The organism is Limimaricola cinnabarinus LL-001, from assembly GCF_000466965.1.
Lineage (GTDB): Bacteria > Pseudomonadota > Alphaproteobacteria > Rhodobacterales > Rhodobacteraceae > Limimaricola > Limimaricola cinnabarinus.
Map to the genome: position 1 here is coordinate 1 of NZ_BATB01000046.1, position 17,911 is coordinate 17,911.

15 protein-coding genes and 1 pseudogene are annotated in these 17,911 nt (G+C 68.0%); 12 read left to right on the forward strand and 4 right to left on the reverse strand.

Translation table 11 applies throughout. The annotated features are described in order from the left end of the window. The first annotated feature begins 239 nt into the window (after positions 1-239). The 5 genes and pseudogenes from MBELCI_RS13705 (at position 240) to MBELCI_RS13725 (ending at position 3,978) form a co-directional block, all read left to right on the forward strand. A pseudogene (locus MBELCI_RS13705) lies at positions 240-1,423 on the forward strand (glycine C-acetyltransferase). After that, on the forward strand, positions 1,420-2,472 hold the full coding sequence (gene tdh, locus MBELCI_RS13710) for an L-threonine 3-dehydrogenase (protein ID WP_021694844.1): 1,053 nt from the start codon (positions 1,420-1,422) through the stop codon (positions 2,470-2,472). Before MBELCI_RS13705 ends, tdh begins: the two are co-directional and overlap by 4 nt. Positions 2,473-2,635: 163 nt before the next feature. Then, the gene (locus MBELCI_RS20025; RefSeq protein ID WP_045320193.1) at positions 2,636-2,854 is read left to right on the forward strand and encodes a DUF1127 domain-containing protein; all 219 of its coding nucleotides are present in this window, start codon (positions 2,636-2,638) and stop codon (positions 2,852-2,854) included. Positions 2,855-3,028: 174 nt separating this feature from the next. Continuing rightward, entirely contained in the window at positions 3,029-3,505 is a 477-nt protein-coding gene (locus MBELCI_RS19445; RefSeq protein WP_021694846.1) for a hypothetical protein, read from the forward strand. Positions 3,506-3,669: 164 nt separating this feature from the next. Then, positions 3,670-3,978, forward strand: coding sequence for a hypothetical protein (locus tag MBELCI_RS13725; protein ID WP_021694847.1), 309 nt, complete (start codon positions 3,670-3,672; stop codon positions 3,976-3,978). 6 nt (positions 3,979-3,984) lie between these two features. Here MBELCI_RS13725 and MBELCI_RS13730 read toward each other — a convergent pair whose 3' ends face one another. From MBELCI_RS13730 to MBELCI_RS13745, 4 genes are all read right to left on the reverse strand, one after another. Beyond that, positions 3,985-4,659, reverse strand: a complete 675-nt coding sequence (locus MBELCI_RS13730) for an SDR family oxidoreductase (RefSeq protein ID WP_021694848.1) — start codon at positions 4,657-4,659, stop codon at positions 3,985-3,987. A 180-nt stretch (positions 4,660-4,839) separates the two neighbouring features. Continuing rightward, a complete protein-coding gene (locus tag MBELCI_RS13735) occupies positions 4,840-5,367 on the reverse strand; it encodes a hypothetical protein (protein ID WP_021694849.1) in 528 nt (175 codons plus the stop codon). Further along, positions 5,364-5,819 (reverse strand): response regulator transcription factor, encoded by a 456-nt coding sequence (locus MBELCI_RS13740; RefSeq protein WP_052512738.1) that lies wholly within the window; start codon positions 5,817-5,819, stop codon positions 5,364-5,366. Before MBELCI_RS13740 ends, MBELCI_RS13735 begins: the two co-directional genes overlap by 4 nt. Next, entirely contained in the window at positions 5,759-6,028 is a 270-nt protein-coding gene (locus tag MBELCI_RS13745; protein ID WP_021694851.1) for a hypothetical protein, read from the reverse strand. The genes MBELCI_RS13740 and MBELCI_RS13745 overlap by 61 nt, the downstream gene beginning before the upstream one ends. Before the next feature lie 700 nt (positions 6,029-6,728). Here MBELCI_RS13745 and MBELCI_RS21825 point away from each other — a divergent pair. From MBELCI_RS21825 to MBELCI_RS13785, 7 genes are all read left to right on the forward strand, one after another. Continuing rightward, complete coding sequence (locus MBELCI_RS21825) at positions 6,729-7,946, forward strand: hypothetical protein (protein WP_021694852.1); 1,218 nt, start codon at positions 6,729-6,731, stop codon at positions 7,944-7,946. Positions 7,947-8,154: 208 nt separating this feature from the next. Continuing rightward, a complete protein-coding gene (locus tag MBELCI_RS19450) occupies positions 8,155-10,191 on the forward strand; it encodes a beta strand repeat-containing protein (protein ID WP_021694853.1) in 2,037 nt (678 codons plus the stop codon). A 958-nt stretch (positions 10,192-11,149) separates the two neighbouring features. Further along, positions 11,150-12,967: a hypothetical protein gene (locus MBELCI_RS13765; RefSeq protein WP_045320190.1), complete on the forward strand. Its 1,818-nt coding sequence runs from the start codon at positions 11,150-11,152 to the stop codon at positions 12,965-12,967. Positions 12,968-12,978: 11 nt separating this feature from the next. After that, positions 12,979-13,245, forward strand: a complete 267-nt coding sequence (locus tag MBELCI_RS13770) for a hypothetical protein (RefSeq protein WP_021694856.1) — start codon at positions 12,979-12,981, stop codon at positions 13,243-13,245. Beyond that, positions 13,242-15,101 carry a type I secretion system permease/ATPase gene (locus MBELCI_RS13775; RefSeq protein WP_021694857.1) on the forward strand — a complete coding sequence of 620 codons (1,860 nt, stop codon included), beginning with the start codon at positions 13,242-13,244 and terminating at the stop codon, positions 15,099-15,101. Before MBELCI_RS13770 ends, MBELCI_RS13775 begins: the two co-directional genes overlap by 4 nt. Positions 15,102-15,103: 2 nt before the next feature. Continuing rightward, entirely contained in the window at positions 15,104-16,438 is a 1,335-nt protein-coding gene (locus MBELCI_RS13780; RefSeq protein WP_045320191.1) for an HlyD family type I secretion periplasmic adaptor subunit, read from the forward strand. 251 nt (positions 16,439-16,689) lie between these two features. Continuing rightward, positions 16,690-17,793: a cache domain-containing protein gene (locus MBELCI_RS13785; RefSeq protein ID WP_158497392.1), complete on the forward strand. Its 1,104-nt coding sequence runs from the start codon at positions 16,690-16,692 to the stop codon at positions 17,791-17,793. Positions 17,794-17,911: the final 118 nt, after the last annotated feature.

A 17,911-nucleotide genomic window follows, 5' to 3' on the forward strand; every position in this document is an offset into this window, starting at 1 on the left:
GCTGCCGGTCGAGGGCCTCGGGGGTTACGGCCCGCGCCCGTGCCGACGGTCGCCCGCGCGGTGCGTATGCTGCCGGCTCGGGGCTTCGGGCGTGGCAGGCGGCGCGGCGGCTGGAGACGGTCTGGGACGGGGAGATCCGGCTGGTGGCGCTCGGCTGACGCTGCCGTGGCGGCAGAGCTTGCAAGCCACGCGCGCGGGCATAGAGTCGAGGCCTGCCCGTGCCGTTGAGAGGACCCTCCATGAGCCGCTTTCTGCAAGACATCGAGACCCGCCTTTCGGAGATCCGCGAGGAGGGCATGTGGAAGACCGAGCGCGAGATCACTTCGCCGCAGGGCGTGCGCGTGGATTTGAACGGCCGCGAGGTCATCAATCTCTGCGCCAACAACTATCTCGGCCTCGCCGATCACCCCGACCTGATCCATGCCGCCAAGGAATCGCTCGACCGGCATGGCTATGGCATGGCCTCGGTGCGCTTCATCTGCGGTACGCAGGATCTGCATCGCAAGCTGGAGAAGCGGCTGGCCGAGTATCTCGGCCATGACGACACGATCCTCTTCGCCGCCTGCTTCGACGCCAACGGCGCGCTGTTCGAGCCATTGCTCGGCCCCGAGGACGCGGTGATCTCGGACGCGCTCAACCACGCCTCGATCATCGACGGCATCCGGCTGTGCAAGGCCAAGCGCTACCGTTTCGCCAATTCCGACATGGGGGATCTGGAGGCCAAGCTGAAGGAGGCGCGCGAGGCGGGCGCGCGCCACGTGATGATCGCCACCGACGGGGTGTTCTCGATGGATGGCTACCTCGCGCGGCTCGACGAGATCCGGGCGCTGGCGGACAAGTACGACGCGCTGATGATGGTCGATGATTGCCACGCCACCGGCTTCATGGGACCGAAAGGGGCGGGCACGCCGGCGCATTTCGGCGTGAAGGCGGACCTGCTGACCGGCACGCTGGGCAAGGCCTTGGGCGGTGCGATCGGCGGCTATATCGCCGGGCCGCAGCCGGTGATCGACCTGCTGCGCCAGCGCGCGCGGCCCTATCTCTTCTCCAACGCGCTGCCGCCGATGGTCTGCGCCGCCGGGCTCGAGGCGCTGCACCTGATCGAGCAGAGCGACGATCTGCGCGCGAAGCTCTTCGAGAACGCCGAATACTGGCGCATGGGTCTGACCGATCTGGCTTCGAGATCCTGCCGGGCGAGCATCCGATCATCCCCGTCATGCTGCACGACGCCAAGCTGGCGCAGAAGATGGCCCAAAGGCTCGACGAGCTGGGCGTCTATGTCTCGGCCTTCTTCTTCCCGGTCGTGCCCAAGGGCGCGGCGCGGATTCGCACCCAGATGAACGCGGCCCTTACCCGCGACGACCTCGATGCGGCGCTCGATGCCTTTGCGCAGGCGGGCCGCGAACTGGGCGTGATCGAATGAGCCGCCCCAATGGCATGACCGCTCTGGTCAAGGCGCGGCCCGAGCCGGGGCTGTGGCGCGAGACGGTGCCGGTGCCCGAGATCGGCCCCGACGACGTGCTGATCCGGGTCAACAAGACCGGCATCTGCGGCACCGACGTGCATATCTGGAACTGGGACGAGTGGGCGCAGGGCGCGGTGCCGGTGCCGCTGGTGACGGGCCACGAATTCGCGGGCGAGATCGTCGAGCTGGGGCGCAACGTGACCGATCTCGAGATCGGCCAGCGCTGTTCGGGCGAGGGGCACCTGATCGGCAAGCAGTCGCGCCAGAGCCGGTCGGGCAAGTTTCACCTCGACCCCGAAACCCGCGGCATCGGCGTCAACGAGCCGGGCGCCTTCGCCGAATACCTGCGGCTTCCGGCGTTCAACGTGGTCCCCCTCCCGGACGCCATCGACGACGAGATCGGCGCGATCCTCGATCCCTTGGGCAACGCGGTGCATACCGCGCTCAGCTTCGATCTGGTGGGCGAGGACGTGCTGATCACCGGCGCGGGGCCGATCGGCATCATGGCGGCGGCGGTGGCGCGCCATGTCGGCGCGCGCCATGTCGTCATCACCGACATCAACCCCGACCGCCTCGCGCTCGCCGCCCGCGTCGCCGACGTGGTGCCGGTCAACGTGGCCGAGGAGGAGCTCGCCGAGGTGGTGCCGCGCCTCGGGATGAAGCAGGGCTTCGACATTGGGCTCGAGATGTCGGGCAACCAGCGCGCGCTCGACCAGATGGTCGAGCGTCTGGTGATGGGCGGGCGGATCGCCATGCTCGGCATCCCGCCGGGCAAGTCGCCGGTGGACTGGTCGCGCATCGTGTTCAAGGCGATCACCATCAAGGGCGTTTATGGGCGCGAGATCTTCGAGACCTGGTACAAGATGATCGCGATGCTGGAAAACGGCCTCGACGTGCGCGGCGTCATCACCCACCGCATGTCGGTGGACGACTACGTGGCAGGCTTCGACGCGATGCGGGGCGGCGGTTCGGGCAAGGTGGTGCTCGACTGGACCGCCGGTCGCTGAGCCGCGCGGCCCATGCAGGCAGCGCATGGCGGGTCTACGGCGGATCGGGGTGGTGCTCGGCCGTTATCGCTACCAATTAGGGATCAACGACGCGGCGAATACGCGACGCGCCGATCAGGCCCGAGACAAGGGCCATACGGACCCGAAGATCAAGGATACTGACATGACCTACGCCACCATCGACCAGCGCACCACCTACAACACCGAAGACCGCGGCCTCACCGCGATCACCGCCCGCGTCAAGGCCGCCATCGAGCGCAACCGCGTCTACCGCCAGACCCAGCGCGAGCTGAGCCAACTCACCGATCGCGACCTCGCCGATCTGGGCATCGCCCGCGGCACGATCAACCAGATCGCCCGCGACGCGGCCCGCGCCGCCTGATCCGGCCCTCCCTTTCGCCCCCCTGACACGGGGCTTCGAATGCAGACGGCGGTCCTCCGAAAAGGGGGCCGCCGTTTCGCGTTCGGGCTCGGCGCTCCGGAAAACGGGCGAGTCGTGGTATAAAGGGGCACCGGGCCATCGTTCCGGCCCGGCTTTGACAAGTGGGAGACTACGATGACGATCTCCAGATTTGCGACGATGGCCCTCGTGGCGTTCGGCGCCGCCCCCGCCCTCGCGGAGACCTACCCCGCCAATGGCACCGGCATGGGCAGCGTCGGCAGCGAGCAGATGCCGGTGCGCGACGATCTCATCCTCGTGCACACCCAAAGCAGCTATGACAGCTTCGAGATGGGGCAGGAGGATCACCCGATGTCCAGCCTGTCAGGGCCCTGCTTCGGCGCGGCGATGGTCGAGGCCGGGGCGATGAGCGGGCAGGGATATTGTCACCTGACCGACGCCGATGGCGACATCAGCGCCATCAGCTGGACCGGGACCGGGATGGGCGAAACCGGGCGCACCATGGGCACATGGACCGTCATGGGCGGCACCGGCAAATGGGACGGGGCCACGGGCGGCGGCGATTTCGATGCCGGGCCGACCGAGGATGGCGGCTACACCAACGAGATCACGGGCGAGGTCACCCTGCCCTGAGACGCGGCGCGGCGACGCCTTGCCGGCCGGGAAAATCCGTGATCGGAGCGCTTCGTTTTGCTCCCCCGTGTTTCCCGGCCGTTCGACCTTGATGCGGTAGGGGTGGGCCGTGATCTTCGCAGCATGACCTCCTCCCGCCTCACCATGCGCAGACGGAGGGCGACATGTTCAAGCGACTGATGACCACGGGGCTTTTGTTCGGGATGGCGGCCACAGCCCCGCCTGCCACCGCGCAGGGCTGCGCGCCGCGCGACTACATTGTCGACAAGCTTGAGAACCGCTATGCCGAGAGCCTTGCCGGGGCCGGGCTGCAGGGCCGCTCGCAGGCGATGCTGGAGCTATGGTCGAACCCCGAAAGCGGCAGCTTCACCGTGCTTCTGACCTCCCCCGAGGGATTGAGCTGCATCATCTCGCACGGGTCGGATTATTTCGCCATCGAACAGAAAGAGGGCATCGAGGGCGATCTGGGGTGATCCGCCTCAGCCGGTCGGCATGATGAACATCTCGCGCAGATCGGCCGTCGGCGACTGCTCGAGCGCGAAGACCACCGCGCGGGCGATATCCTCGGGCTGGATCTTGTCGGGCTTGGGCTCGGAAAAGAACGGCGTGTCGACCATGCCCGGCGCGATCACCGTGCAGCGCCCGCCCCACTCGCGCATCTCCTCGCTCATGTTGCCGGCATAACCGTGGACGAACCACTTGGTCGCACCATAGATCGAGCCCGCGATGTGCCTCTTGCCCGCCGCCGAGCCGGTCAGCACGAGGTGGCCTTTGCGCTTCTTCAACTCGGGCAGTGTCACGCGCGCGGTGTAGAGCAGCGCCATGATGTTGAGATCGATCATCGCGCGCCATTCGGCGGGATCGCCCGCCTCGGTGCCCGGCGTGTCGAGCCCGCGCCCCGCATTGGCGAAGGCGGCGTCGAGGCCGCCCTTTTCGGCGACGAGCCGGGCCACGGCGTCGCTCTGGCTCGCGACATCGGTCGCGTCGCCGGGCAGGGGCATGGCTTGGGGGCCAAGATCGCGGGCGAGGGCGTCGAGCTTGTCGGCGCTGCGCGCCATCAGCCCGACATGCCAGCCCGCGGCCACGGCGGCGCGGGCGGTGGCGGCGCCGATCCCCGACGAGGCCCCGGTGATGAAAAGCGTGCGTTCGGCCATGATCCACTCCTGTTTCGGGCAATTGCGCTGAAGCTGGACCGCGCGGGGGCCGTGACAAGCCCCAACGCGGCATGGCGACCCGAGCGGGCCCGCTGCGGCGCGATCCATACGGCCGAGCGCAGCCATGTCCGCGTCGAGCCGGTCTTGAGATCTGAGGCGCACCCGGAACACGGGCCTGCGTCAGGCGGGATAGCCCTGTTCCAGCACCAGCGCCCAGATCTCGTGGTTGAGCAGTTTGAGCGCCTCGATCGTGTCCTTGATCCGGGTCAGCGCCTCGGCATCGACATCGTCGCTCCGGCCCATCTTGAGCGCGTCCTTGCGATCGGCGATGCGCATGGTGATGGTGCGGGTGGCGCCGGTCTCGGCGTCGAAGGAATAGATCGAGTGGCTGTAATGATTGCGCAGTGACTGGTGCTTGCGGATGCGGGCGGTGAGGTCGGTGATCCGCTGGCGCAGCTCGGCGGACACCGTGCCGGATTTGGCCAGACGGTCCACAAGATCGACCCGCGCCCGCGTGGTGTTGAGCGTCAGGTAGATGATCACCGCCGTCTGCTTGGAGGTGCCCGCCAACCCCGCGATCAGGTGAATCAGCAGGCTTTCGGTGTTGGTCCAGCTGTAGTTCATGCGCCCGACCAGCAGCAGCAGCTGGTCGAAGGCGCTCAGCCCGGCCTCGCCGCTGTTTGGCGGCTCGGGCGCGGGGGCGGTCATGTCGAACTGGTCGGCGTCCCGCCCGCCTCCCCCTGCGCGAGGAACCAGATCGCAGCCCCGGTGCGGTTCGACACGCCGAGCTTGTTGATCAGATGATGGATGTGCAGCTTGACCGTGTGTTCGGACAGGCCTAATTCGGCGGCCACGATCTTGTTCTGCTTGCCCTTGGCGATCAGGGCCAGCACCTCCCATTCGCGGCGGGTCAGGTCGCGGATGGCCGGGTCGGCCGGCCCGTTCCGGGGCGCCGCCACGGGCCCGGCCGACAAAAGCGCGCGCAGGATCGGCTCCGGCACTAGGATCTCGCCGCACAGCAGCAGCCGCACCATCGCCAGAAGCACGTCGATCCGCACGTTGAGCGGCAGCAGGCCCAGCCGAGGCGGGTCGTGATCGTTCAGACCCTGTCGCAGCAGTTCGTGATCAGGCGGGTGGCCGCCATAGGCCAGGACCAGCATGTCCGTGCCCGCGCCTGCGCCGCGGCCAGCATGTCGGCCTGGGTCTCGATATAGGCCTCATCGACGATCAGCAGCGGCACGTCGCCGCGCTCGGGCTTCAGGCGGTCGATTTCCGCGAGGTCCTTGGCCCTCGTGAACAGGACGCTGTCGAATTCAGCACAAAGCGTTCTGAGAAGATCATTCGGGAAACAGAATTCGCTTCCCAGCATCGGAATGACGAGTTTTCCGGGCTCGGAAGGGGGGGAGGATAGATCATCATGGGGATCGGGGTCACGATTCGACATAGGTAACTCGCAAAATGAAAATGGTGAGTTGAATCGATGTTCGTAGGATTTCGATAGTAAGGCTGACAGCGCAAGTTCCCCATAGACCGATAGGATAGGTCCGGATTTCCGTAGTCGGTCAGGTCGCGCATCCCGCTCCCGCCTATGGCGCGCGCGGGATATGAAATTCGTTCACAAAGGGTTACTTGAGTTCGGACCCCTCAAGCAGTGCCTCCAAAACAAGCTGTTTTGGGAGCTGTTTCGATCACATTCTCTTGATAAAGGTTAACCTCGGCGCTGGCCAGCGTTCTCTGCGGCCCGTCGCGGGACGTTGTATTCGCAGCTATTACATCGAATCTCCGGGCTGATCCGCGCCGACAATCCGCGCAATCTCGTTTCATCGGCTGGGTCCCGAAATAGGGATCACCACGATCGAGGTGAAATGCCGTCGCTCTTGCACAGCCGAAGATGATGCCCCGATCAGGCAGAACTTTTAACAGTAGCCGATAGGCAAGTTTGCTTTGTGATTTCTGCCGCCCTGTCCGGGGCGTTCATCATTTGCATCCCATTGCAACCGGCTATCTCGATTTACCGCTTTCAAGATGAGTGGCGGTGCGGCGATAGCCTTTTGTCCGGAGACAGAACCATGGCCACACGCAACAACAGCACAATCATCGGTTGGGGTGACGGAACCTCGACCCCGAGCGAGGTCGTCGACGGCGGAGACATCGACGCCATCGTCGAATCCTCCGCGCCCGAGGACAACGGAGACGGTTACTCCGAAAATGGCGACGAAGGCGATCAAGGCCAGGGTCACGGTTACGGCCATGGCGGCGACAAGAACTACAACGCCAACAAGAACAAGAACTCCAACGAGAACCACGACGAGAACACGAACGCGAACGCGAACGAGAGCGAGACCGACGCGACCTCGAGCGCCAGCGCGGATGCCCATTCCGGCAGCGACAGCTCCAACCGCAACGACAACGACAACGAGAATAGCAGCGAGGTCGATGTCGACGTGGATGTCGACGTGGACCTCGGCATCGAGTTGGACGGCACGTCCGAGCATGATGACGACGTGGTCGATCTCGACCTGCAGGACTCCACGACCGGGGACGTCATCACCGCCAATGGCGATCTGAGCTACAACCCGGGCGACGATCTCGACATGGAAGCCATGCTGAACGACTCGCTCAATGGCGAGGGCAACGATGCGGGCTTCATCAACGTCCTGACCAACAACCTCGAGGACAATGACAGGCTCGATGAGGCCACGGTCGACAACTCTGGCGAGTTCTACCAGAACGGCAACGCCAATGGCGGCAACGCTCATGCCGAGGAAGGCATCAAGAGTGGCGGCGAAGGCGGTGACGGCGGCGACGATGCGACGCCATGGGCGGCGACGGCCACGGGGCCGCCGGCGGTTCGGCCGATGCGTCCTCCATGGGGGGCAATAGCGGTGACGGCGGCGATGCCGGCGCGACCGGCGGTGACGGTGGCGACAGCGCCGAGATCGATGCCGAAGGTCATCACACCAACAGTGGATCGGTCGACACGGCGACCGAGGCCGCAAGCGGCGATGGCGGTGACAACAACTCCTCCAACGACTCCATGTCCGACACCGACGCGGACCTGGCCGCCGATGGCCATGGCGGCGAAGGCGGCGATGTCAACAGCACTGCCGACGTTCGGTCCGACAGCCAAAGCCAAGCGGCATCGGATGATGAGGGTGGCTATGGCGGTGCCAGCGACGCCGGCGCGACCCAGGCCACGACCGCCACATCCGACAACGACAGCGCCGCGAATGGCGGGGCAGGCGGCGCGGCCGACAGCGAAGGCAACGGCCTCGGCCTCGGCCTGACCTTCTCCAAGGCCAAGGGCGAGGGCGGTGACGGCGGCGAGATCGACGGCGACGTCTGGGTCCATGGCAGAAGCGAAACCGAAAGCGACGCCTCCGGCGACGGCGGCGATGGTGGCGAGTCCGCGAGTGATGCCGCAGGCGCGGCGACGGCAATGTCGAATCGGTTTCGGACGCCGCCGGCGGTGAAACCGGCGATGTCGACACCGACGTGAGCGGCGAGGCCGATGCCACCGCCGACGGCGATGGCGATGGCGGCGATGGCGGAGAGGCCGACAGCACCCTCGATGCCCAAAGCGACGCCCATGCGGATGGCGATGCCGACACCGCGGCCGGTGACAGCGGCAACAACGACCAGAGTGCCGACAGCGCGGGCGACGCCGAGAGCGATGCCAATGCCGAGCCCGAAGCGGGCGATGGCGGCTATGGCGACGGCGACGCGACCGGCGACAGCGAGATCGACGTCGCAGGCTACGCTGAGGCCGGCGACGCCGGTGAAACCGCCAGCGACGCCGATGGCAACAGCGACGCCCAGACCGATGGTTCGGCCGATGCGGGCGATGGCGAAGCCGGTGATGCCGAGAACGACGCCGACAGCGACGCCGATGGCACGGTCTCTTCGGACGCCGCTACCGAGGCGGGTGATGGCGACACCGCCGACGGCGATGGCCATGCCGATGCCGCGGCGGGCGAAGCCCACAACGACAACGACCAGAACGCCTATGGCGACGGCGCCGAACCCGATGTCGACACGGCCGGCAACCACTCTCCCGCCAGCGCCGACAACGCCAGCGGCGGCGATGGCGGCACGAACACCGGCGACACGGGACCGGCCAATGCGAACGGCACGGCGACCGGCACCGGCACCGGCGGCCACAGCACCGGTGGTGCGGCCGACGCCACGACGGGCATGAGCCGCAGCGACGTGTCCGGCGATGCGACCACCGACGGTGACGGCGGCGACGGGACCGGCGGCGACGCGACCAACGCCGACACGGCCTCGGCCGACACCGGCAACGCCTCCGATGCCCATGGCGGGGACGGCGGCGCGGCGGAGAACGGCCACACCGCGGACTCGAGCGGCGACGCCGAGACCGACAATGACGGCGGCACCGGCGGCGACGCCACGGGCACCGGTGGCACCTCGAACAGCGACGGGTCGAGCGAAGCCCGCAACGACGGAGCGACCGGCGCGGTGATGGGCGGCAACGCCAGCACCGACAACGACGCCACCTCCGACGCCATGGGCCATGCCGAAACCGATGGCGGTGAAGGCGGTGACGGCGGCGCCGACAACGACGCCATGGCCGATGGTCGAAGCAGCTCGGACGGCAACACCACTGGCGCAGGCGGGGCGACGAACGCCACCAACGGGGCGCTGACCGGCATGGTCTCGGGCGATGCGACGGCCGACGGCACGGGCGGCGACGGTGGATCGGGCAACGCCAACACCGATGACGACGCAACGGTGTCGGGCACCGGTTCGACCGACTCCGAAAGTGGGGCGGGTGCGGCAGGCTCGGCGACCAACGACGCCGACGCCACCGGCAGCGGCACCGGCGGCAGTGAAGCGCTTGGCGGCGATGCCGGCGCGATGGCCGAGAACCACGCGGATCAGACGGCCGACGGCGCGTCCGACGCCGCGTCGACCGGGGGCGAGGGCGGCGCCAGCACCTCCGACACCGACTCGACCTCTAGCAGCACTGCCGACGGCATGGCCGACGGTATGGGCGGCTATGGCGGGATGTCGGATCTCGCGGCAGAGGCGCTCGCGGAATCGATGGCCGACAACGACGCGCACATCGATACCGGCGACGGAGGCATGGCCGACGCGGCCTCCATGGTCGACGTCAACACCGCAGCCTCCGGCGATGTCAACGCGATGTCGGGTGCCGGCGGAGCGGGCGGCATGGCCGAAGCCATCGGCGGCGCCAGCGGCATGGCGCAAGGCGGGGTCGCCAATGGTGGCAGCGCCAATGGTGGCGACGGGATCGGCGGTGCCAGCGGCGACGCCATGACCGGTGCCGGCGGCAGCGCCGGACATGCCGGCACATGGGGCTCGTCGAATGGCGACGACGGCTTCGTGACGGGGGAATCCTACGCCTCCGCCGCGGCGCAGGTCGACACCACCGCCTTCAACCAGGACATCGTGATGGGCGCCAACGTGCTCGGCAATACGGTGGACATGAACGTGGTCGGCGGTTCGTTCAGCTCCAACTACGTCGGCGACGACAGCGACGGTATGTAAGCCGCCGCCAACACGCCCCGGGGCCGGTCCGACCCGGCCCCGGGTCCCGCCATCCGCCCTCCTCCCGGCGGGTCGGCGGGAAACTTCCCCGCAGGCACCAACGGCACCCGCCACCTCCCTGGCGGGTGCCACGCACCAAAAGCAGGGACCAGAACATGTCGATGGATCGAATTACCGAAATCATCGCGCATTTCATCGGCGACTTTGCCTTGTCCGACGAGATCGGGCGCATCAGGGCCGATTACGAGGATATCCCGGTGCTGCCCGAGCCCGACCCCGAGCGCGAGGCGCTCGACTTTCAGGGGCTCCGTCTGACACCGACGCACGAGATCGAGGATCTCGACCCGCAGATCGTCTATCAGCCGCTTCCCCCCTCACCCTTCGCCATTCCCGTGGCCCCGCCACAGCCCTTGCCAGGCCCCGAGCATGTGATCGAGGTCGTCTCGGGCCTGACGCTGCGGATCGAGATGGCCCCCGTCACGCAGATGGCCCGGCCCGAGCCGATGACCGGGATCGAGATCCCGCCGCCCTCGAGCGTCGCGGCGATGCTCTGGATGTCGAACCGGCTCGAGGATGCCGACGCCTTCGGCCTGGCGGATGCGGCCGGCATGGCGCTGGCGGCGGATCTGGCGGATATGCTGCAGGTGCTGAGCGAACAGCTTGCCTCGCTCTCGCCGCTGCCCTCTCCGTTCGAGGCCCTGTCGGGCAGCTCGATCGGGGCGCTCGACTGGGCCGAGCTGACGGCCGAGATCACGGAGGCGGCGGCGCAGCTTGCAACATCGCCGCTGGGCGGCGTCGTGCTGCAGGGGGGCGAGACGCTTGGGGTGCATGTCGATGGCGTGGTGGCCGAGACGCTGCCCGACTGGCACGACCTGCTGCCCGCGTTCTCCGTGAGAAGGAGGATGAGGAGGCGGCCGACACGATCCCCGAGGACGAAACGGGTTCCGACGATGATGCGGTGGAGGGCGATAGCGCGGACGACGACGCCTCCGGCACCGAAGCCGCCGGTCATGGCTTGGTCGCGCAGGGCAATGCCGGCGATCAGGCGACGACCATCAAGACCGTGGTGTCGGGCGAGGTCGCCGACTTCGACAAGGCGATGAACGGGCTTCAGGACGAGGCATCGCCCTCCGGCGACGCGCAGGAGACGCCGCTCGTGGTGACCGGGGGCAACCAGCTGATCAACGAGGTCTCGATCACATCGAACTGGCTGGACGCGCCGTTGATCGTCGTGGAGGGCGACGCGCGCGAGATCACGGCGATCTCGCAGGTGAACGCCACCTTCGACCGCGACACCGTCACGGGCCCGGCGCAGGCAACGCATTCTCCGCAAGCGCCGTCGATGATCCAGAATGCCGTTTCGGTCACCAGCGCCTCCAACCCCGTCCCCCGCGATCCCGACCATGCCGATCAGCAGCCAAGCAACTGGGCGATCGCCCGGATCACGGGTGATCTGGTGCAGGTGAACGGGGTCCAGCAGTACAATTTCGCCAGCGACACCGACAGCCTGCGCATCGATCTGCCATCGTCGAGCCTGCGTCTCGGAGCGGGTGAGAACCAGATCGAGAACCTCGCGGTGCTCAACCAGTTCGGCTGGACCTTCGATCTGATCGTGGTCGGCGGGAACATGATTGACGCCAACCTGATCCGGCAGGGCAACCTCCTGCTCGACGACGACATCGTGACGACCGCGCCATCTGCGGGCCCCACCTTGGCGGCGGCGCGCCCCGTCGGCAAGGATGCGGCAACCGCCGGGGTGGCGCCCCCCGCGAGCGACGTGGGCGCGCAGGCGACCGCGGCCCTGACCGAAACGCAGGCGGTCTCGTCCGGCGCGGCTCCGGCAACCTCGGCGGCGTCGGCCCCGCAACCGATATCGGCTCCGGTGACGGCTTCGTCTCAGACCTCGGCCCCGGAGGCGATCAAGACATCGGCTCCGGTGACGGCTACGACGTCGTCCCAGAACTCAGCCCCGGAAGCGACCCAGACGTCAGCTTCGGCTTCGGTCCAGAAATCGGTCGTCGCGTCGACCCCGGAGGCGGCTGCGACGGCAACCCCGGTATCGGCCCCGGTATCGGCCCCGGCGACGCCCCCTGCGGCGGCTCCGAAGGCCTCTGTCACCGAGCCCGCGCCGAAGGCCGACGCCGTTCCGGCCAGCGCCGCCTCGCCGACCGCCGCGCCCGACAACCTGAGCTACAACGAGGCACGGATCCACACGCAGGGGCAGGACATGGCCGCGGCGGTCCCCAAGGCGCTCGCGCAGGCCAGCAAGGCGCTGGCCGAGGGAGCCGAGGCGCTGGGGCGCGAGGTGCTCGGGCTCGATGTCTTCGAAGGCATCGACCTCTTGAAGGTCCTGATCATCGAGGGCGATTTCACCACCCTCAACTGGATCGACCAGATCAACGTGCTGGGCGATTCCGACCGGGTGGAGTTGCTGAAGGAGGCGATCGCCGCGCTGCCCGACGCGCAGGTCGTGACCGGCTCGAACCTGCTGGCCAATCTCGCCTCGATCGAGGAGCTGGGCGTCGATTCCAAGATCATGGCCAAGGGCGAGGCCTTCAGCGACGCGCTGTTGCATCAGGCGGGCTTCGTCGAGGACGGCGCCCCGGCGACCGGCGTGGGCCTGACGCAGCTCGCCAGCGAGGCGGTGGCCTTTCTCGCCGACGGCATGATCGAGACCGCCGCCGCCGACATCGAGGCGGCGCAATCGACGATCGACGGCGGTCTTGCGGCGATGTCGACCAGCCAGGCCGACCTGATGCAGACCATGCTGAGCTAGCGAGGAGCGTTATGCGCGTCAAAGATTACGCCGAGCCCGTCCGTCCCGACCCGCCGCTGCGCGGCACGGCGCGACCCAGGCGGCTGCCGCGCTTTCTCAAGGCGCAGGACGATCCGCAGGACGGCGGCCAGCCCGGCGGCGGCGCCGAGGCCCGCGCCACGCCCGAGACACCAAAGGCCCCCAAGGTCCCGCAGACCCCCAAGGTCCCCGAGACGCCGCGGACGGTGCCGTCCAAGCACGCGGCCCGGATGACGGGTCACCGCTTCCGGGACAGGTGATCGACGCCGATCGCGGCCCCGTGCGGGAGCGGCGCGACACGCCCCCCGACATCCCGCGCGGCGGCGGCCCGACCGAAGGCGGCGGAGGTGGGGGCGGCGGTGGCGGACCCCGGCCGCCCAAGTTCCACAAGCGCATGGCGCCCGAGAATTACGGGCAGGCGCTGCGGGCCGGGATCGGCGCGGTGCGGCGCAACCTCGTGATGGTGATGGTGCTGACCTGCGCCACCAACCTTCTGATCCTCGCCATCCCGATCTACCTGTTCCAGATCTCGGACCGGGTGCTGACCAGCCGGTCCGTCGACACGCTGATCATGCTCACCGTGGTCATCGTCGGCGCGGTGATCCTGCAGGCGGTGTTCGACGCAATCCGCCGCTTCATGCTGATGCGCACCGCCGTGGAGGTCGCGGCCCGGCTCGGCGCGCCGATCCTGAGTGCGGCCTCGGCGGCGGCGCTGCACGGCTCGGGGCGCGAATACCAGACGCTGGGCGACCTGCAGCAGCTGCGCGGCTTCATCGTCTCGGGCACCTTGCTGTCGTTCCTCGACGTGCCGTTCACGCCGCTCTTCATCCTCGCGATCTTCATGGTGCACCCGCATCTGGGGCTGATCGTGATCAGCACGGCGACGGCGCTTCTGGTGATCACGCTGATCAACCAGAAGCTCACCGCGCGCTCCTTTGCCGAGGCCAACGCCGCGCAGAGCCGGGCCAACCTGCATCTCGACTCGATGGCGCGCAACAGCCAGATCATCAACGCGCTGGCGATGATCCCCGAAGCCGTTCGGATCTGGGGCCGCGACTCGGCCATCTCCCTCACCGCGCAGGTCCGCGCGCAGGACCGCAACATCGCGGCCTCGGCGGTCAGCCGCGCGGTGCGGCTTCTGACGCAGATCGCGATGCTGGGCTGGGGCGCCTATCTCGCCATCGGCGGCGAGATCACCGGCGGCATGGTGATCGCCGCCTCGATCATCGCGGGCCGGGCGCTGGCGCCGATCGAGGGCGCGATCGAGGGTTGGAGCGGCTACGCGCTGTCGCGCGCCGCCTATGGCCGGATCTCGGCGCTGCTCACCTCCTCGCGGCTGCAGTTCGAGCGGCTCAACCTGCCGCGCCCCGAGGGGCGGCTCGATGTGGAGCGGCTCCTTTACGTGCCCGGCGGCACCAAGCAGGTCGTGCTCAACGGCATCAGCTTCTCGCTCGATCCGGGCGACACGCTGGCGATCATCGGCAATTCGGGGGCGGGCAAGACGACGCTGGGCAAGATGCTGGTGGGCTCGATCCTGCCGACCTCGGGCAACGTGCGGCTCGACCTGATGGATCTGCGCAACTGGGACCCGCGCCAGCTTGGCGAGAATATCGGCTACCTGCCGCAGGATGTGCAGCTGTTTCCCGGCACCATCAAGGACAATATCGGCCGGATGCGCCATGACGCGACCGACGCGCAGATCTATCACGCCGCCGCGCTTGCGGATGTGCACGAGATGATCGCCAACCTGCCGCAGGGCTACGAGACGGTGGTCGCCGCCGATGGCGCGCCGCTTTCGGGCGGGCAGAAGCAGCGCATCGCGCTCGCGCGCGCCTTCTTCGGGGAGCCGCGTTTCGTGGTGCTCGACGAGCCCAACTCCAACCTCGACAGTGCGGGCGACAAGGCGCTGGCGCAGGCGATCCGCCACGCCAAGCAGAACAAGATCACCGTGGTGGTGGTGACGCAAAAGCCGTCGCTGCTCACCGCCGTCGACAAGATCATGCTGTTGGGCGACGGCTCGATCCAGATGTTCGGCGCGCGGATGGAGGTGCTCACCAAGCTGGCGGGCGACAAGGCCCCGCGCGTGCCGCGACCCGATGGGGGAGGCAAGCCGTGACCATGGTTCAACCGGCTCCCGACGAGGGCGAATGGTTCGCGGAAGTCCCCCGCTCGGTGCGGCGGCACACGATCTGGGGGCTGGTTCTGCTGGTGCTGAGCTTCGGCGGCTTCGGCGCCTGGGCGATGCGCGCGCCGCTCGCGGCGGCGGTGATCGCGCAAGGCAGCTTCGTGGCCACCGGCCAGAACAAGATCGTGCAGCATTTCGAGGGCGGGATCATCAAGGAGATCCTCGTCAGCGAAGGCGACCGGGTCGAGGCGGGGCAGCTTCTCTTGCGGCTCGACGGCACGCAGGCGGCGGCGGCCGAACGCGAATTGCAGCTGCGCCAGTTCCGGCTGGAGGCGACGCAGGCGCGGCTTGTGGCCGAGGAGGAGCGCCGTGACGAGCTACGCTTTCCGACGCATCTCGAAGCGGCGCGCGAAGACATCGCCGTCGCGGGTATCCTCGACGGGCAGGAGCTGGCCTACCGGGTGTCGCGCGGTGCCCTCGAAAACGATCTCGCGCTTCTGGAGCGCAGCGTGCAGGCGCTGCAGATCCGGGCGCGCGGCTACGAGACCCAGCTCGACACCCATCGCGGCCAGCTCGATCTGCTCGAGGCCGAACATGCCGACAAGACGGCGCTCTTTGAGCGTGGCCTGCTGCGCCGCCCCGAGCTTCTCGCCATCGAGCGGGCCCAGCTCGAGGCGCGCGGGCAGATCGGGCGGCTCGAGGCCGAGATCGACGAGATCGACGAGCTCGTGCTCAAGAACCGCGCGCAGATCGAACAGGAGATCGACCGCTACCGCGAGAAGGCCCTCGACGAGTTGCAGGGCGTGCAATCGCAGCTCGAAAGCATCAAGGAGCAGTTCCGCACCGCGCATTCGGTGCGCGAACGTGTCAACCTGACCGCCCCCGTCGCGGGCACCGTCGTGCGGCTTTATTTCCACACCGCCGGCGGCGTCATCGAAAGCGGCCGCCCGATCCTCGAGATCCTGCCGCTCGATGAGCCGCTGATCATCGAGGTGCAGATCCCGCGGGTCGAGATCGACAGCGTGCGGCGCGGCCAGCCCGCGACGGTGCGGCTCACCGCGCTCAATCAGCGCACGACGCCGGTGCTCGACGGCGAGGTCTATTACGTCTCGGCGGATGCGATCACCGACGGCACCGGCGCGGAGATGCGCGAGATCTACCTTGCCCGGATCTCGATCCCGGTCGAACAGCTCGACCGGGTGCACAACTTCGTGCCCACGCCGGGGATGCCCGCCGAGATCATGATTCAGACGGCCTCGCGGACCTTCGTGCAGTACATCTCGAAGCCCATCAAGGACAGCATGACCCGCGCCTTCCGCGAGCAGTAGCGCCAGAACCGCCGCCGTCAGAGGCAGGGGATCGGCCTTCAGGCCCCTCGAATGTGTCGAAAACCAAGTTGTCTGACGCCGATCGTTCGCGAACCGGTCGCCGGATCGCGAACAACGCGCAGGCGATGTGGGGCATCGGTGCCACGAACCGGGCAAATCCTTCCCCCGCCATGGCTCCGCCACAGTCCCGGCGAGGTGCAGCCGCATTGCGCGAATACCTCATTAACCATGATGAACGAAGACCCATGGGAATGAGCAGAATGCCTCTCGCGCGCAGATACAGATTACCGAGCCTGACCACGGCCCTGTTCGGCTTTGTCACCCTCTTTGCCATCGTGGGGTTCGGGGCGATGACCCTCGTGGCCGATCGCCGGCTCGAGAACGTGGCAAGCGCGGTGCAGTCGGAATCGGTCTATCTGCGCGGCGAGGCGCTGCGCATGAACCTGTCCAAGGCCCTCGACCGGGAATGGAACTCGGTCAACGCCGTGGCGGGCACGCTGCGGATGAATGCGATCCGCGTGGCGCGGCCCCGCCTCATCGCCATCTCGCGCATATCGAACTCCATCGCATGGGCCGGGATCGCCGATGCCAGCGGCCGTCTGGTGGCCAGTTCGCATGACGAACTCGAAGGGCAGGACGTGTCGCGCGCCACATGGTTCCGCCGCGGCCTCGCCGGCAGCCACATCGGCACGGCCCCGGCCGGTGACCCGCTGGGCCGCCTCGTGCCGAGCGACGCGGCCGGCGAGGGCCCGGTCAAGTTCGTCGACCTTTCTGTGGCGATCCGCGACGACGAGGACCGGGTCGAGGGCGTGCTGATCTACCGTCTCAACGCCGGCTGGATCCAGAACTATCTCGTCGAATCCGCGCGCGTGCTCGATCTCGACCTGTTCCTCGTCGACGGTCGTGGCCGGGTGCTCTTTGACTATGTCCAGTCGGTGCCCGGCGGGCTGTCGGACCGCGCGGCGCAGGTCGTGGCCTCGGGACAGCAGGGCATCTTCCGGGTCGAGCACGACGACAAGCACGACGTGTTCCTCGCCCTGCTGCCCAAGCTGGTGACCGACGGGATGGCGTCGCTCGACTGGCGGCTGGTGGCGCGGGTTCCGACGCGGATCACCGGGCTCGGCCTCGGGCCTTTCATGCTGTCGCGCGACATCGTCGCCCTGCTGCTCGGCTCGCTACTGGCCCTCCTGCTCGGCACCGCCCTGTTCAGCCGCTATTTCCTGAGGCCGCTGCAAACCCTGTCGCGCGAGGCCGAGGCCATCGCCGAGGGGCGCGACATCTATCCCGCCGAACAGCGCAGCAGCCGCGAGGCGGAGATCCTTTCCTCGGCGATCGTCCGGATACAGAAGGTCTGAGCCCGGCTACCCCGAGAGATGCACACGGGTCACGCGCCGACGCCCAAGCGCCCCGCGCGACCCACCGTCACGATTGATCCGACCCACCCCCCTTGCCGACACAGGTGAGACCATCCCC

Excerpts from the sequence above, each read along its gene's own strand:
- MBELCI_RS19445 (WP_021694846.1), top strand. The coding sequence starts at position 3,029 with ATGACGATCTCCAGATTTGCGACGATGGCCCTCGTGGCGTTCGGCGCC.
- MBELCI_RS13780 (WP_045320191.1), top strand. The coding sequence starts at position 15,104 with ATGGTTCAACCGGCTCCCGACGAGGGCGAATGGTTCGCGGAAGTCCCC.
- MBELCI_RS13770 (WP_021694856.1), top strand. The coding sequence starts at position 12,979 with ATGCGCGTCAAAGATTACGCCGAGCCCGTCCGTCCCGACCCGCCGCTG.
- MBELCI_RS13735 (WP_021694849.1), bottom strand. The coding sequence starts at position 5,367 with ATGACCGCCCCCGCGCCCGAGCCGCCAAACAGCGGCGAGGCCGGGCTG.
- MBELCI_RS13730 (WP_021694848.1), bottom strand. The coding sequence starts at position 4,659 with ATGGCCGAACGCACGCTTTTCATCACCGGGGCCTCGTCGGGGATCGGC.
- MBELCI_RS20025 (WP_045320193.1), top strand. The coding sequence starts at position 2,636 with ATGACCTACGCCACCATCGACCAGCGCACCACCTACAACACCGAAGAC.
- MBELCI_RS21825 (WP_021694852.1), top strand. The coding sequence starts at position 6,729 with ATGGCCACACGCAACAACAGCACAATCATCGGTTGGGGTGACGGAACC.
- MBELCI_RS13740 (WP_052512738.1), bottom strand. The coding sequence starts at position 5,819 with ATGCTGGTCCTGGCCTATGGCGGCCACCCGCCTGATCACGAACTGCTG.
- tdh (WP_021694844.1), top strand. The coding sequence starts at position 1,420 with ATGAGCCGCCCCAATGGCATGACCGCTCTGGTCAAGGCGCGGCCCGAG.
- MBELCI_RS13745 (WP_021694851.1), bottom strand. The coding sequence starts at position 6,028 with ATGCTGGGAAGCGAATTCTGTTTCCCGAATGATCTTCTCAGAACGCTT.
- MBELCI_RS13785 (WP_158497392.1), top strand. The coding sequence starts at position 16,690 with ATGAGCAGAATGCCTCTCGCGCGCAGATACAGATTACCGAGCCTGACC.
- MBELCI_RS13725 (WP_021694847.1), top strand. The coding sequence starts at position 3,670 with ATGTTCAAGCGACTGATGACCACGGGGCTTTTGTTCGGGATGGCGGCC.